The sequence below is a fragment of the Acinetobacter sp. ANC_7513 genome (genome assembly GCF_056779915.1).
This window is the reverse complement of sequence record NZ_JBWYIW010000003.1, coordinates 97,540-111,292: the sequence shown is the minus strand read 5'-3', so window position 1 is coordinate 111,292 and position 13,753 is coordinate 97,540. Positions and strand designations below refer to the sequence as shown.

Below are 13,753 nucleotides of genomic sequence, written 5' to 3'. Positions count from 1 at the left end.
ACGAAATTAAGATACAACCTTTGGAAATATAATGAGTGCATTAGATTTAGACTTGTTAAGTGACTACTTAGATGGCGACCAAAATGAGCATGGTCTAGATTTTGCTGCAACTCATGGTTTTTTGTGTGCGACAGCTGTAGGTCCTCAATTTGATCGTTGGTTGGATGAGTTATTTGACAATAATCAAAAGAAAGTGCCTGCAGAGATCGTAGCTCAAATTAAACTTTGGTTAGAAGATTTACGTCAAAAACTTGCCAATGAAGAAGGTATTGAATTTCCTTTTGAAATTGAAGAAGCAGATGTAGAGTCAAGCCTTGGGGATTGGAGTGTAGGCTTTGTCGATGCAATGTTCTTAAATGAAGATGCATGGTTCACACCTGAGTTTGAAGAGCAATTAGTTGATCTCACTCTGCCAATTATGGTATTCAGTGGTGTTGACGAAGAAGATCCTCAAATGGAGTCTTTCCGCCGTAACGGTCAATTGATGGATGAGCTTGCAGAAGAAATTCCAGATAACTTGAATGAATTATATTTGATGTATCATACGCCGAACTAATTAAAAAGCACCGTAAGGTGCTTTTTTTATTTTGAGTTCTTTCTTTTTTGTCTGCGGTACACAATCCAAATGATTATGCTGATCACAATAGCAATAATTAGATAGCTTACTTGGCTAAATATTTTGTGCATCATTTCAGTATTATTTCCAAAATAATAACCCACATATGCTAAAAAGGTGGTCCATATAACCGTGCCTAAACCACTATAAAACATAAACTTTACAAAAGGCATTTTGCTCATGCCTGCAGGTATACTAATCAGAGATCGTACTGCTGGAACCATACGTCCAAAAAAAACGATTCGATGTCCATATCTTTCAAACCATTCTAATGATTTATCAACATCAGCTACTTTAATAAATAAATACTTGCCATATTTTTCAACGAACGTATAGAGCTTTTGATCAGAGATCTTACGTCCTAACCAATACAGCGTAGCGGCAGCTAAGAGCGAACCTATACTTCCTGAAATAATGACACCGATCAAAAGTAATTGACCCTGAGAAGCGGTATAGCCAGCTGAAGGCATAATAATCTCTGAGGGTATAGGTGGAAAAACATTATCGAGAAACATCAATAGAGCAATGCCGAAATAGCCCAATTGCTCCATCACTGAAATGATCCAATCTTTCATAAGTGATTTGTATTTTAAAGTTAAACCTATGCTAGATGTTTTTAAGAAAAAATACAGTGAAATTAAGTTAATGCATTAATTTAGGATGTTGAATTTGTATAAGTGTATGAACATAGACTTCTCGTAGGATATAGCTGACGAGAAGGGGAGCTATGCTGATGATGAAGATAAGACTCATTGAATCTCTCATCTGAAAACCGATTGCTAAAGCAATAATTGCGCCGATACAAGCACCTAACGTTACGATAAAATAATGGGATTGGTTACGTATATGCAATTTAACATCAGAATTATGTGAATCGAGATATATAAATTTTAAATGTGTCGGTACAGCTGATACACGATCTAAATGATTATGGTGAGCAAAATTCCGTCGAACAGGAAGATATTTGAATGGCACTCGATTCATGATTTTCATCCTTGAGCTAAATTTATTTCCTTCGTATTAAATTTATCTGAATGACTTCATGTGTTTTGTGTTGTTATAAAATAACTTTGTAATGGTGATATATCAGAATTGAAATTTTGTTTGTTCAATGTAAAAAGCGTCATCTACACTGTAATGTATACAACGCTTTTGTAAGTTAAATAAAATATTTTTTATTTAGAGGCGTTTACGTTTTGCAGCAATAATCTGAGACTGGCGCATACGGAAACCTTCTTTCTGCTTTTCTGTTGTTTTATCGATACAATAAACACATGATACGCCATGTTCGTAACTTGGTAATGCTACTTCTTCGGGGGTTAATGGCCAACCACAAGCATGGCACTTCACATTTTGACCTTCTTCCACTCCGTGTGTAACCGCAGTACGACCATCAAAAACAAAGCATTCACCTTCCCATAAACTTTCTTCAGGAGGGGTTTCTTCTAAATATTTAAGAATACCACCTTTGAGGTGATATACCTCTTTAAAGCCTTCTTGAAGAAGTAGTGAAGTTGATTTTTCACAACGAATCCCGCCTGTACAAAACATGGCAATCTTTTTATCTTTATGCTGTTCAAGATTGTTTTTTACATATTCAGGGAATTCGCGGAACGTTTCAGTTTTTGGATCAATTGCCCCTTTGAATGTGCCTGCTTTGTACTCGTAATCATTTCTTGTATCGACTAAGATCACGTCATCACGTGCAATGAGTTCGTTCCATTCTTTAGGGTCTAGATAGTGACCAACCAAGTCGCGTGGTTTCACTGGAACACCTAAAGTCACGATTTCTTTTTTATGTTTGATTTTCATTTTACGGAATGGTTTTTCGTCACTGTGTGACTCTTTATATTCCATGTCATTAAATCCTTCATTTAAAAGGAATTGATGAATGACATCAATTGCATGGCGGTCACCTGCAACTGTTCCGTTAATCCCTTCATGGGCAACGATAAGAGTACCGCATAGGTTGATGGTTTTTACCAACTCAAGTAATTTTTGTTGAAGTGCTAGAGAATCTTCAACTTCTTTAAATTGATAAAGTGCCGCAACAACCCAACCAGTGGTCGCTTGCTGTTCTACAGGTGCAAGCTGTTCTACAGTAGCGTTCATGGAGTACTCCAAATGTATTAATATAGGGATAAAATCAGGCGCGTATTCTAACGCGATTTTTGAAAATATGCGAGAAAGCCATAGAAAATTTATGGTTTTATATGAGGAAAATATTTTGAATACAACGCGTCGAATCCCTTCATTAACACCATGTGCGGGACGTTGTTCAACAGTGTTTGGTGATGCGGTATGTCGTGGTTGTCGACGTTTTAATCATGAAGTGATTCAATGGAATACTTATAATGAAGAACAACGACTGAGTATTTGGAAGCGTTTAGATCAACAACTGGATCAAATTTTGGTTCCAATGCTTCCTCATGCTCAACTTTCTGAGGTGGAAAAATTCATTGAATCAAAAAGAATCCGAGTATTGGAGAATGCTTCAAAAGGCCGAAAATTATATCATGCGCTTAAAATTTGCGAAAAAAACAAGCATTTAGCAGAGCAGAGTGGTTTAGGTATTTCAGCTCCACATGTTAAACCGATCTGGAGTGAGTTTGAACGTCGGGTTCTTGCTTTGGCGAATGCCAGTTATGAATTAGCTTGGTTAAGAGCAGATGGGATTAGCCAGAGCTTGCAGTTGGTGGATGAAGAGTAATTCTATGATAATTTGTTATAAAAAAACTCGCTCAAGTAAGCGAGTTTTTAGTCAATCATTAAGCAACTTGGACAGGAATACAGTTTGCTGTGTGATTCACAGTGTTATCTGGATTTGCATAAACCAAACGTGGTTTATGTGCATCAGCTTCTGCAACAGTAAAATCACCGAAAGTCGCGATAATAATAATGTCACCTAAATCTGCTTGGTGAGCAGCACCACCATTTACAGAAATAATGCCTGAGTTTTCTTCACCACGGATTGCGTAAGTTGTAAAACGCTTGCCATTAGTTACATTCCAAATATGAATTTCTTCATATTCACGAATACCAGCTAAATCTAGTAATACACCATCAATTGCACATGAACCTTCATAATGAAGTTCAGCTTGTGTTACAACTGCACGGTGGATTTTAGCTTTTAATAAACGAGATAGCATGGGAAGCGTCTCCTGAGTTGTTCTAAGATTGTTTTATTATCTAGAAACAACAGTTTTTTAATTTGGGTGAAGCATTTGAAAGCGCATTTTGCCCTCAAATTTTCATCGTGGCAAGAAAAATTGTTGAACAAAAATTAAATTTATCAACTACGGCTTGTAGGCATTTATTTGATTCATTGCCTGCTGAATTTCACCATTCACTAATAATTTTGTACGACTTAGTGCGTAATGAATTGCATCGTCAATGAGCGTTTGTTCACTTGAGGGTGCTTTACCTAGAACATGACCTGATACACGGTCTTTTGATCCAGGGTGTCCAATTCCAATACGTAAACGATGGAAGTTAGGGCCAGTATGAGGAACAATGTCACGTAAACCGTTATGACCACCATGACCACCACCCGTTTTGAGGCGAATGATACCTGGATCCATATCAAGTTCATCGTGAGCAATAAGCATTGCTTCTGGAGAGATTTGGTAGAATTTTGCGAAGGGTACAACACTTTGACCAGAACGGTTCATAAAGGTTGAAGGTAATAAAAGTCGAACATCTTGTCCTTCTACATTACCGCGACCACTTAATCCATTAAACTTAGGGTCATTTTTAAGTGTTATGCCATATTGTTCTGCAAGACGTTCTACATACCAGAAGCCTGCATTATGGCGGGTTTGAGCATACTCTTTACCAGGGTTGCCCAAACCAACAATCAGTGAAATATGAGACACTAATTTACACCATCAACACTTATGCGCGTTTGAAGTCAGCGTGCATTGGAGTGTTTTTAGCTGGGTGACGTTGTAAAGCTTGGATTTTAACGCTTTCAACTTTACCATCAACATCAATTTCAATTACTTCTTCAAAGAAAGCGTTGTCTTCTAAGTATTTAACAAGCTGACGAAGCTCAAGTGTAATTGCTACAGGTGCAGCATCACCACCATAGATGATAGCAGGAACTTTAGATTGAAGACGAAGGCGGCGGCTCGCACCTTTCCCTTGTACTGCTTCTTCACGTGCTACTGCATTTAATACGAAGTTTGCCATGAGAGACATCCTATTTAAGTTAAGTGAACTAGATCTGCGACCGATCTAGTGATAGAAAGCCCTACCAAAAGGCAGGGCTTTAAAATTTTAGCGCTCTATTATAGATAAGAATCGAACATTGCGCTAATAGATTCTTCGTTGTTAATACGACGAATTGTTTCAGCAACCATACTCGCAACTGAAACTTGGCGAATCTTACCAAGAGCTAAAGCTTCTTCTGAAAGCGGAATTGTATCTGTCACAACAAGTTCGTCGATAACAGAGTTTTTCAAATTCTCGATCGCTTTACCAGATAAAACAGGGTGAGTAGCATATGCTACGACACGACGCGCACCAAAAGTCTTCAATGCATCAGCGGCTTTACATAAAGTACCAGCAGTATCAACCATGTCATCAACGATCACACAGTCGCGATCTTTAACATCACCAATCAAATGCATCACTTGTGATTCATTTGCTTTTTGACGACGTTTGTCGATGATAGCTAAATCGATATCGCCCATTTGTTTCGCAACAGCACGAGCACGAACAACACCACCAACGTCTGGCGAAACAACCATAAGGTTGTCATGAGACTGTTGACGTAAGTCAGCTAAAAGCGCTGGCGTACCGTAAATGTTGTCTACAGGGATGTCGAAGAAACCTTGAATTTGGTCAGCATGAAGATCGATCATCACAACACGGTCAATACCTACAGTTGTTAGCATATCTGCTACTACTTTTGCAGTAATTGGAACACGTGAAGAACGAGGACGACGGTCTTGGCGAGCATAACCGAAATAAGGAATCACAGCAGTGATACGACCAGCACTTGCACGACGCAATGCATCTGCCATTACTAAGATTTCCATAAGGTTATCATTAGTTGGAGCACAAGTAGGCTGAACGATGAATACGTCTTTACCACGGACATTCTCAGTGATTTCGACAGCGATTTCACCATCAGAGAATTGACCTACAGATGCAGCACCTAGAGGGATATGCAAGTGGCTAACGACTTTTTGGGCGAATTGTGGATGCGCAGTTCCACTAAAAACGACAAGATTGGGCATGAAGCACCCTTGGCGGTTGAAATGTATAGAATGAGATGGCAGGGGCGGCTGGATTCGAACCAACGGATGGCGAGATCAAAACCCGCTGCCTTACCACTTGGCGACGCCCCTAATGCGGCAGAACTTTAATGGTTTTATATGGGTTTGTCAAGATTGTTTGACTCAACTCATGATACCAATGTTCTGTCTTTTTGAACTAAATTGGCAGGGGCGGCTGGATTCGAACCAACGGATGGCGAGATCAAAACCCGCTGCCTTACCACTTGGCGACGCCCCTATCATTTAAACGATGATTTGATTCAATGGTGATTGTTCTAAACTATTCACTAAGTAAGCTTTACAAGGTGAATGAGCAAGAATGTCATCAATGTTCATTTCAGTCGTTACTTCAGTAAAAACACAAGCACCTGTACCTGTAAGTTTTGCAACACCGAACTGATCTAAATATTGCATTGCTTCATCGACTTCAGCATATAGACTTCTTGCCAGAGGTTCAAAGTTATTTCTGAAATCAGATGGCTTTATCTGATAGGCGCAAAATTTAGAGGTCTTCGTGTCTCTTGTCAACGATTTTTGTGAAAAAAGCAGTTGAGTGCTGATAAAACAGTCAGGTTTTAACACAATGTATTGTTTTTGATCTAAGTCTATGAATGTTAAGTGTTCACCAATACCTTCTGCCCATGCATTACGACCATGGATGAAGATGGGAACATCAGCACCCAGTTGTACACCAATTTCTGCTAATTGATCACGATTTAAGCCACATTGCCAAAGTTGATTCATGATTAATAACGCGGTAGCCGCATTTGAAGAGCCACCACCGAGTCCTGCACCCATCGGTATATTTTTTTCGATGTTGACATGAATGCCTAATTTTTCACTTTTGGCATAGGGTTTCAGCATCATCATTGCACGATAAATCAAATTTTGTTCAAGACTTACTTCTGATAGGCCTGAAATGGAGATAGATTGGTTAGAGATTGGAGTAAATTCCATCCAATCACAAAGATCTATCAACTGAAAAATAGTTTGCAACTCATGGTAACCATTTTCACGGCGCCCCGTAATGTGTAAAAACAAATTCAGTTTTGCAGGGGAGGGTACACGAATCATAAATAATCAAACTTAACGATTTTGAATTACCATTGTAATACGATTTTCAGTTCCATCTTCAAGTTGTTGCTTTAAAATCAAACGGTTTGGTTGTGTAGATTGACCGTTGTAAGATAATTGAATATGCCAACCTTGTTCTTTAATTTCACTGATTCGCATCGATTCGTCTTTTTGAATTTCAGCTTCTTCAGTCGCTTGCTTAGCTTGTACCCAATCGACTAAATAAGTAATTGGTGCTTCCCAACCTGTTGCACGAAACAATAACTCTTCAGGTGAGTTGGCTGTAATTTCACCAGTTTTGGCACTGTTCAGTGTCACTTGACCAGGTTGACCTGAGATTTGAGTTTTACCGACTCCAAGAATTCCGCTTAACTCGATATCAAACTGTTCATCTTGCTGTTGCCAAGTAAAAAAAGCACTGCCTGATTGCTTGGGGGTCTTGACGCCAATTTTACCCTGAAGATTAAATTGATTTGATTGTTCAAGGTTTTGCGTTGTTGGCGGTGATGGTTGAGTTTGAATTGCTTGACAGCCAGTTAACCCAAGAAGCGCACTACTTGTGGCAATCAGCAATAATGATTTTAAATTTAAGATCATACAGTATTAACTCTTTTTGATATTTTGTGGCAACAATAAACTATCGAGTTGATCCAATTGAGGATGATTTGGATGATTTTTATGGAGTTGATGTAACACTTGGCTAAATTCTTCCAGTGAACCCAGCATATAAAGCGATTTAGCATATCGAATGCCGATATTTGGACTTTGGCTGAGTTGATATGCTTTCGCAAGTACACGGGTGGAAGTGTCAAAATCGTTTTGAAGAAAGCAGATATAGCCTAAGGTATCTAAGATAGATGCTTGTTCTGGGGCATTGTCTAAAGCTTGTTCGGCATATTGTCTCGCCTCATCTAAACGACGATTTTGCAACGCCAGAGTATATGCATACGCATTCAGATATGTTGGACTATTGGGTTCGATCGTGAGTAATTTTTTAAGCAATTCATCTAATTGATCGCGATCCGTAAATGGATCAAGTAATAAGACTTGAGAATATAAAATTTCAGGGTCATCAGTTAAATTTTTAGCCGCTTCTTTGAGTAAGCCCAAGGCAGCTTTGTTATTGCCCATTTTTTTGAGTATTTCAGCTTGTGCTTGATATAAGAAACTCGCATGTTGGGGGTAATTCACCCGTTCCTGAGTCAGAAAGCGCAGCGCATCACTTAAGCGATTTTGTTTGTCATAGATTGAAATTAGATTTCGTCTAGAAACCATATATAAATTACCATCTACAAGTCGATAATAAGCTTTAGCTGTTTCAAAATGTTGTTTTCGTTCAGCATTTAATGCCAAATAAAAATAAGCATCATTTTGATACTGTCCAGATGCACGTAGTTCGACCAAATACTGTTCAGCAAGCTCATATTCTTTGAGATCAATTGATGTTAGACCAGCGATAAAAAGAGCTTCTTCCGAATCAGGCCATTTTTTTATGATGCGTTTTAATTTGCTTAACGCCTGTTCATTTTTATTCAGTTTAATTAAGTAGCGGATTTCAGCCAGACTGAGCTCTAAATTATTACGATTTTTACGAGCACTTTTTTCAAACCATTTTAGCGTCTCTTCTTCGTCGCCTAAAGCCATGAGTAAGTTTGCTTTCAGTAAGATAAACCCTGTTGATTTGGGGCGTTTTTTTAATGCTTTATTTAAAGTAATTAAGGCATTTTCGATTTCATTATTTTGTGCTTGTAAACTCGCAATCAAAACGAGAATTGAAGGATTGTTACGCGTTTTACTATTACGCAAAGTGTTTAATAAATATGCTCGATCCTCAGGGGATTCCGGAGAAATTCCTTCAAGAATTTGTTCTAAATCTGATTCAGGATCTAAATTTAAAATATCATCGAGCACATCAGCAGCAAGTTCATATTCGTGTGACTTTAATGCGATATGCGCAAGATAGAATTTTGCAGGTACATCTTTGGGTTCTTGCACGACCCAATGGGTTGCAATATCTAAAGCGGCTTGTAAGTCGTTTTGTTCGAGTGCGACGTTAAGTGCACGTTGTTTTAAAGCTGTTGAACTGGTTTGGATTGCAAGTACGGTATAGTTGTGTAAAGCAGTCGGTGTGTCATGTGCAGCTAAAGCAAATTCTGCAACCATAGCCTGTTGTAAAACTTTATGATTTAAATTGGCATGGTAAAATTCTCCAGATGCTCTAATATGAGCACTGTAAGTCATGCTACTCACTAACAAGAGTGTGGTAGAATACTGTCGAATTGTCATGCCGGTTGTGCGGCTCATTGTTTGACGCAATTTTTTTATCCAAGTACTGCTTTTTATGACACCGTTATTGCACAATAGCATAAATTTAGCCAATTGATGATCTGATATGTCTTTCTTTGCATTGGGTGTCAACCATCAAACAGCCTCAGTTGAATTACGAGAGCAAGTTGCTTTTAACCCTGAAAAGTTAAAACTATTGTTGGCTGAACAAAGTCACCATGACCAGCTGAACGATATGGTTGTGGTGTCAACCTGTAATCGTACTGAAGTCTACGCCATCGCTGATAATGCGGAGATGGTATTAGATTGGCTCGCTCAAAAAAATGGCATTGATGTAAAACAATTACAAAATCATATTTACCGTTATGAAAATACAGATGCTGTGACACATTTGATGCGTGTTGCATCAGGATTAGATTCACTCATGCTTGGAGAGCCTCAGATTATGGGGCAAGTGAAGTCTGCACTTAATTTAGCAAAAGAGTCTGAAGTTGTTTCACAAAATTTAAATCGTATTTTTGAATATGCATTTTATGCTGCTAAGAAAGTGCGTTCAGAAACAGCGGTCGGTAGTCATGCTGTATCCATGGGGTATGCGGTAGCACAGTTAGCACTACAAGTTTTTAGTAAGCCTGAACAATTAACCGTTATGGTGGTTGCAGCAGGTGAAATGAATAGCTTGGTTGCAAAGCACTTAGCTGAAATGGGCGTTGCTAAAATTTTAATTTGTAACCGTGGTCAGGAACGGGCGGAACTTTTAGCGCAAGAAATATCACATCGTGTTGCGGTAGAAATTATTCCTTTTGTTGATTTAGCTCAAAATTTACATCGCGCTGATGTGATTTCAAGTTGTACAGGAAGTTTACATCAGGTCATTTCCTATCAAGATGTTAAGTCAGCACTAAAAAAACGTCGTTACCGTCAAATGTTGATGGTGGATTTGGCTGTTCCTCGCGATATTGAATCTAAGGCTGAAAGTTTGGATGGTGTTTACCTTTATGGGGTGGACGATCTTCAAGGTGTTATTGATGAAAACTTAGCGCAGCGACGCCAAGCCGCTGTTGAAGCTGAAGTGATGGTCAATCAACTAGCAACACAATTGGTGACTCAGCAGAAAGTTTCACAAGCTGGAGCGACAATTAGTGAGTATCGTGCTCATGGAGATAAAGTTAAAGCATTTGAATTAGAGCATGCATTAGATCGTTTAGCCTCTGGCGATGATGCAGCCATTGTCATGCAGGAAATGGCGCATCGTTTGACGCAAAAGCTATTACATCCTACATCCATCTTACTCAGAGAAGTCGCTAAAGATGAAAATCCTGATGTCTATGAAACGATTAAAGAACATTTAGAAGATATTTTTAGTGCTCAGCGAAAACTAAAAAAATAAAAGCGGTCACTGACCGCTTTTATTTATTCATGTAGTAAGCGTAGTCCAATTTTTTTGGTTAGCTCATTCAGTTGTTGTCTTAAGTTTTTAGACTCATTTAATGATTTTGCTGCTTTAAATTTGATTCTCAGATATTTTTCTTGGAGTGAAAGTGAGTATTCTGAGGCAAGTTTATCAGCCATTTCAGGGGCTTCAGTGAGTGTTTGAATATTAGTACGTTTTAAAATCTCAGAGAGTTCATGATGAAATGGGCTACATGCACCCAAAATATAATAACTCGCCAACTCTTGGTCATCTGGCAGATCATCAAAAATGACATTAAAAATTTTTAATACTTTTGCAAGCAATTCATCTTCAGGAATCACTGCGCGTAATACTTCAAAATGAATATAAAGAAAAGGATGGTACATTAACATTGCCACTGCGAAATCTTCATCTCGTGTGCGAATATTAAATGATAATGAAGCGTCAAGACTCACTTGAGGCTGCCACTTTTTATTGAATCCTAATTTTTCTTTGAAATATTGACGAATCAAATAGCGATACGAACCTTGCTTAGGCATCAGATTGGTGAGTTGATTTAGCTCAGCCATGACCTGACTTTTACCTTCAGGTGTATTGATTTGATATTGTTGACTGAGAAGTGAAAAAGCAAACTCTGATAAGAGTGGTGATTGTTGCCAAAGTCGATTGAAAGTTTCAACACCGTCCTTACGAACTAATGAGTCAGGATCATGCTCCGCAGGTAGAATAAAAAATTTCAGTTCACGACCATCATTTAAGAGGGGAAGTGCAATTTCTAAAGTGCGTCGAGCAGCTTTTTGACCAGCCGAATCACCATCAAAAGCAATAGTTAACTGATTGTTTTGTTTAAATAATAGATTCAAGTGATCAGCATTGCTCGCCGTCCCCAAGGTGGCAACTGCGCCAGGAATGCCAGCTTGCTGTAATGCGATGACATCCATGTAACCTTCAACCATTAACCAATGATTGGCTTTGAGCTTACGACCTTCATATAAGCCATAGAGTAGTTGGTTTTTATGGAAAACTTCAGAGTCTGGAGAGTTGATGTATTTGGGTTTGATCTCGTCATTCAATGCTCGTCCACCAAATCCGACAACGCGACCTTTTGCATCACGTATAGGAAAAATGACACGTTCTCGTAGTAGATCAAAATCACGACCAGAATCACTGGTTCTGATCAAACCGAGTAGTTTTAATCCTTCAATATCTTGCGGAAATGCTTTTTCAAGATGTTGCCAATCTTCTGGGGCATAACCTAATCGCCAATACTTAATCGTGGTATCACTTAGTCCGCGTCGCTGAAAATACTGTTGCGCAATTTGGCTATTTGGAAGTTGTTTTTCATAAAATAAAGCAACATTTTCAAGAAGATCGTATAAATTACCTTCAGGTGCGACCTCAACTGAATTCAAGTTATCTGTATTAAATTGATACTCATCGAATTCATAGTTTTGAAATGCTTCAAAAGGATCTACATCAAAAGCTGAAGTAGGCGGAGAAATGATTTCTGCTGCATCTGCTTCAATGGGTGCCTGCGGTTGCTTTTCTTGGTAAGGTTTAATAGGTTCTCTCTTGTATGAGAGTTTTTTATTGTCTTGATTGTCTTTAGGTAATTCGATACCGGTTTGGCTTGCCAGGTCTTTAATCACCTCGATGAAATTGCGATTATCAATATCCATCATAAAGCGAATTGCATTTCCATTGGCTTGGCAACCGAAACAGTGGAAATATTGCTTATCACGGTAGACGTGAAAAGAAGGTGTTTTCTCTTGATGAAAAGGACAACAGCCTGAATAGGTACGACCTGACTTTTTTAATTTCACACGTTGGCCAATAAGATCGACGATGTCAGTTCGATCTAAAATTTGATCAATCGTATGTTGTGGAATTGCCATAATTAAAAAGCCAAAAGAATGAGGAATAAAGTGATTGAATTAAGTCTATCCTAAACACTTAAGACGATAAATAAAGCCATGCAATAAAAAAGGTGGGTAATCCCACCTTTTTTGATTCATAAGAATGGATTATTGACGCTGTGGGTCGTACATACTTTCATTTGCTGGCGCACTTTCCACATTGTGATCTTTATTACCAAGCAAGCCAAAGCTTAAGCGATTCAATAAACTGGGTTGTGTATTGGTGTTGTCAGATTGCTCTGCTGATACTTCTGCTGTTGTTTGACTGCGTGCTTCACGACCTAAAATACCTAAGGTTGCACGATTTAACCAACTTCCATCTTTACGTGCTGCGCGTAAATCGACCTCACCATTAGACTTCACAAGATGAGGGTAGTTTAGCTTTAGCACTTCAACGTATTGTTGAGATGTTGCCTTGTCACCGAGTTTATCGTATCCGTAAGCAATCGTTGCAAGCGCTTCTGGTACTTGAGGTGTTTGAGGGAAATGTTCCACAACCCATTGTCCACGCTCAACTGCTGCAAGCCAAGCTTTACGCTTTAAGTTAAAGCGAGCCGCATTCATTTCACTTTCAGCAAGTTCTTGACCAATAAACTTCATGCGCTGAGCAGCATCTACAGCATACTGACTACTTGGGAAACGACGAATGAAATCAACAAAATTTTGATATGCAACTTTCAAATAGCTGACATCACGATGAGCCTGTTGGAGTGATGTGTAGCGGATGAGACCATCATAGTTTTGCTCCATATTCGCCACACCACGAACATAGTAAGCATAATCAACATTAGGATGTTGAGGGTTTAACCGAATAAAACGGTCTGCTAGAGCAATAACAGCTTCATAGTCTTTTTGTTGAAAACGAGCATATAAAAGATCGAGTTGAGCTTGTTGAGTATATTGACCTGTAGGGTAATAAGTTTCAATTGCTTCTAATGATTGTGCTGCATCGCTATATTGACCACGATCTAATGCTTTTTGTGCTTTATCGAAATAAGATTGTTCGGTTGATTTAGGTCCAGTATCCACAACATCCTTCTTGGGATTACTGCTACAGCCCACAAATGTTGCTGCTAAGCCTAGCGATAAAGCAAGCATTGTAACTTTATAACGTGGTAGCGACATAAAAATTCCTCTGTTTATACGGGCAATAGGCTACAATTGC

15 protein-coding genes and 2 tRNA genes are annotated in these 13,753 nt (G+C 38.7%); 3 read left to right on the top strand and 14 right to left on the bottom strand.

The features are described 5' to 3' along the window. Positions 1–31 precede the first annotated feature (31 nt). Complete coding sequence (locus tag AC1M9B_RS05695) at positions 32–556, top strand: YecA/YgfB family protein (protein WP_179997742.1); 525 nt, start codon at positions 32–34, stop codon at positions 554–556. A gap of 26 nt (positions 557–582) precedes the next feature. Here the strand turns inward: AC1M9B_RS05695 and AC1M9B_RS05690 are convergent, their stop codons facing one another. The 3 genes from AC1M9B_RS05690 to trhO all read right to left on the bottom strand — a co-directional run bounded on the left by AC1M9B_RS05690 (position 583) and on the right by trhO (position 2,728). Continuing rightward, a complete protein-coding gene (locus tag AC1M9B_RS05690; RefSeq protein WP_481608738.1) occupies positions 583–1,191 on the bottom strand; it encodes a DedA family protein in 609 nt (202 codons plus the stop codon). A 67-nt stretch (positions 1,192–1,258) separates the two neighbouring features. Further along, a complete protein-coding gene (locus AC1M9B_RS05685; RefSeq protein WP_481608737.1) occupies positions 1,259–1,600 on the bottom strand; it encodes a hypothetical protein in 342 nt (113 codons plus the stop codon). A gap of 195 nt (positions 1,601–1,795) precedes the next feature. Beyond that, complete coding sequence (trhO, locus tag AC1M9B_RS05680; RefSeq protein WP_035270894.1) at positions 1,796–2,728, bottom strand: oxygen-dependent tRNA uridine(34) hydroxylase TrhO; 933 nt, start codon at positions 2,726–2,728, stop codon at positions 1,796–1,798. A 91-nt stretch (positions 2,729–2,819) separates the two neighbouring features. On the opposite strand from trhO, the gene AC1M9B_RS05675 reads away from it, so the two are divergent. Continuing rightward, complete coding sequence (locus AC1M9B_RS05675) at positions 2,820–3,326, top strand: DUF1289 domain-containing protein (protein WP_481608736.1); 507 nt, start codon at positions 2,820–2,822, stop codon at positions 3,324–3,326. Between the two features lie 58 nt (positions 3,327–3,384). Here AC1M9B_RS05675 and panD read toward each other — a convergent pair whose 3' ends face one another. From panD to AC1M9B_RS05630, 9 genes are all read right to left on the bottom strand, one after another. After that, complete coding sequence (gene panD / locus AC1M9B_RS05670; RefSeq protein WP_035269276.1) at positions 3,385–3,765, bottom strand: aspartate 1-decarboxylase; 381 nt, start codon at positions 3,763–3,765, stop codon at positions 3,385–3,387. Between the two features lie 147 nt (positions 3,766–3,912). Continuing rightward, positions 3,913–4,491: an aminoacyl-tRNA hydrolase gene (gene pth / locus AC1M9B_RS05665; RefSeq protein WP_481608735.1), complete on the bottom strand. Its 579-nt coding sequence runs from the start codon at positions 4,489–4,491 to the stop codon at positions 3,913–3,915. 19 nt (positions 4,492–4,510) lie between these two features. After that, entirely contained in the window at positions 4,511–4,807 is a 297-nt protein-coding gene (rplY, locus tag AC1M9B_RS05660; RefSeq protein WP_035269282.1) for a 50S ribosomal protein L25, read from the bottom strand. Between the two features lie 98 nt (positions 4,808–4,905). Then, on the bottom strand, positions 4,906–5,859 hold the full coding sequence (locus tag AC1M9B_RS05655) for a ribose-phosphate pyrophosphokinase (RefSeq protein WP_035269283.1): 954 nt from the start codon (positions 5,857–5,859) through the stop codon (positions 4,906–4,908). A gap of 36 nt (positions 5,860–5,895) precedes the next feature. Further along, positions 5,896–5,970 (bottom strand) — tRNA-Gln (locus AC1M9B_RS05650). A 91-nt stretch (positions 5,971–6,061) separates the two neighbouring features. Beyond that, positions 6,062–6,136, bottom strand: a tRNA-Gln gene (locus AC1M9B_RS05645). A gap of 5 nt (positions 6,137–6,141) precedes the next feature. Continuing rightward, positions 6,142–6,972, bottom strand: coding sequence for a 4-(cytidine 5'-diphospho)-2-C-methyl-D-erythritol kinase (gene ispE, locus AC1M9B_RS05640; RefSeq protein ID WP_035269285.1), 831 nt, complete (start codon positions 6,970–6,972; stop codon positions 6,142–6,144). 12 nt (positions 6,973–6,984) lie between these two features. Continuing rightward, entirely contained in the window at positions 6,985–7,569 is a 585-nt protein-coding gene (gene lolB, locus AC1M9B_RS05635; RefSeq protein WP_092766842.1) for a lipoprotein insertase outer membrane protein LolB, read from the bottom strand. A 6-nt stretch (positions 7,570–7,575) separates the two neighbouring features. Next, positions 7,576–9,288 (bottom strand): tetratricopeptide repeat protein, encoded by a 1,713-nt coding sequence (locus AC1M9B_RS05630; protein WP_481595844.1) that lies wholly within the window; start codon positions 9,286–9,288, stop codon positions 7,576–7,578. 76 nt (positions 9,289–9,364) lie between these two features. Here AC1M9B_RS05630 and hemA point away from each other — a divergent pair, with 76 nt between their 5' ends. Beyond that, positions 9,365–10,648 (top strand): glutamyl-tRNA reductase, encoded by a 1,284-nt coding sequence (hemA, locus tag AC1M9B_RS05625; RefSeq protein WP_481597262.1) that lies wholly within the window; start codon positions 9,365–9,367, stop codon positions 10,646–10,648. Between the two features lie 23 nt (positions 10,649–10,671). Here the strand turns inward: hemA and AC1M9B_RS05620 are convergent, their stop codons facing one another. Both AC1M9B_RS05620 and AC1M9B_RS05615 read right to left on the bottom strand, forming a co-directional pair. After that, positions 10,672–12,567 carry a DNA primase gene (locus AC1M9B_RS05620; RefSeq protein ID WP_481608734.1) on the bottom strand — a complete coding sequence of 632 codons (1,896 nt, stop codon included), beginning with the start codon at positions 12,565–12,567 and terminating at the stop codon, positions 10,672–10,674. A gap of 129 nt (positions 12,568–12,696) precedes the next feature. Next, complete coding sequence (locus tag AC1M9B_RS05615; RefSeq protein ID WP_180027950.1) at positions 12,697–13,713, bottom strand: outer membrane protein assembly factor BamD; 1,017 nt, start codon at positions 13,711–13,713, stop codon at positions 12,697–12,699. Positions 13,714–13,753: the final 40 nt, after the last annotated feature.

Excerpts from the sequence above, each read along its gene's own strand:
- AC1M9B_RS05695 (WP_179997742.1), top strand. The coding sequence starts at position 32 with ATGAGTGCATTAGATTTAGACTTGTTAAGTGACTACTTAGATGGCGAC.
- AC1M9B_RS05690 (WP_481608738.1), bottom strand. The coding sequence starts at position 1,191 with ATGAAAGATTGGATCATTTCAGTGATGGAGCAATTGGGCTATTTCGGC.
- AC1M9B_RS05685 (WP_481608737.1), bottom strand. The coding sequence starts at position 1,600 with ATGAATCGAGTGCCATTCAAATATCTTCCTGTTCGACGGAATTTTGCT.
- trhO (WP_035270894.1), bottom strand. The coding sequence starts at position 2,728 with ATGAACGCTACTGTAGAACAGCTTGCACCTGTAGAACAGCAAGCGACC.
- AC1M9B_RS05675 (WP_481608736.1), top strand. The coding sequence starts at position 2,820 with ATGGTTTTATATGAGGAAAATATTTTGAATACAACGCGTCGAATCCCT.
- panD (WP_035269276.1), bottom strand. The coding sequence starts at position 3,765 with ATGCTATCTCGTTTATTAAAAGCTAAAATCCACCGTGCAGTTGTAACA.
- rplY (WP_035269282.1), bottom strand. The coding sequence starts at position 4,807 with ATGGCAAACTTCGTATTAAATGCAGTAGCACGTGAAGAAGCAGTACAA.
- AC1M9B_RS05655 (WP_035269283.1), bottom strand. The coding sequence starts at position 5,859 with ATGCCCAATCTTGTCGTTTTTAGTGGAACTGCGCATCCACAATTCGCC.
- ispE (WP_035269285.1), bottom strand. The coding sequence starts at position 6,972 with ATGATTCGTGTACCCTCCCCTGCAAAACTGAATTTGTTTTTACACATT.
- lolB (WP_092766842.1), bottom strand. The coding sequence starts at position 7,569 with ATGATCTTAAATTTAAAATCATTATTGCTGATTGCCACAAGTAGTGCG.
- hemA (WP_481597262.1), top strand. The coding sequence starts at position 9,365 with ATGTCTTTCTTTGCATTGGGTGTCAACCATCAAACAGCCTCAGTTGAA.
- AC1M9B_RS05620 (WP_481608734.1), bottom strand. The coding sequence starts at position 12,567 with ATGGCAATTCCACAACATACGATTGATCAAATTTTAGATCGAACTGAC.
- AC1M9B_RS05615 (WP_180027950.1), bottom strand. The coding sequence starts at position 13,713 with ATGTCGCTACCACGTTATAAAGTTACAATGCTTGCTTTATCGCTAGGC.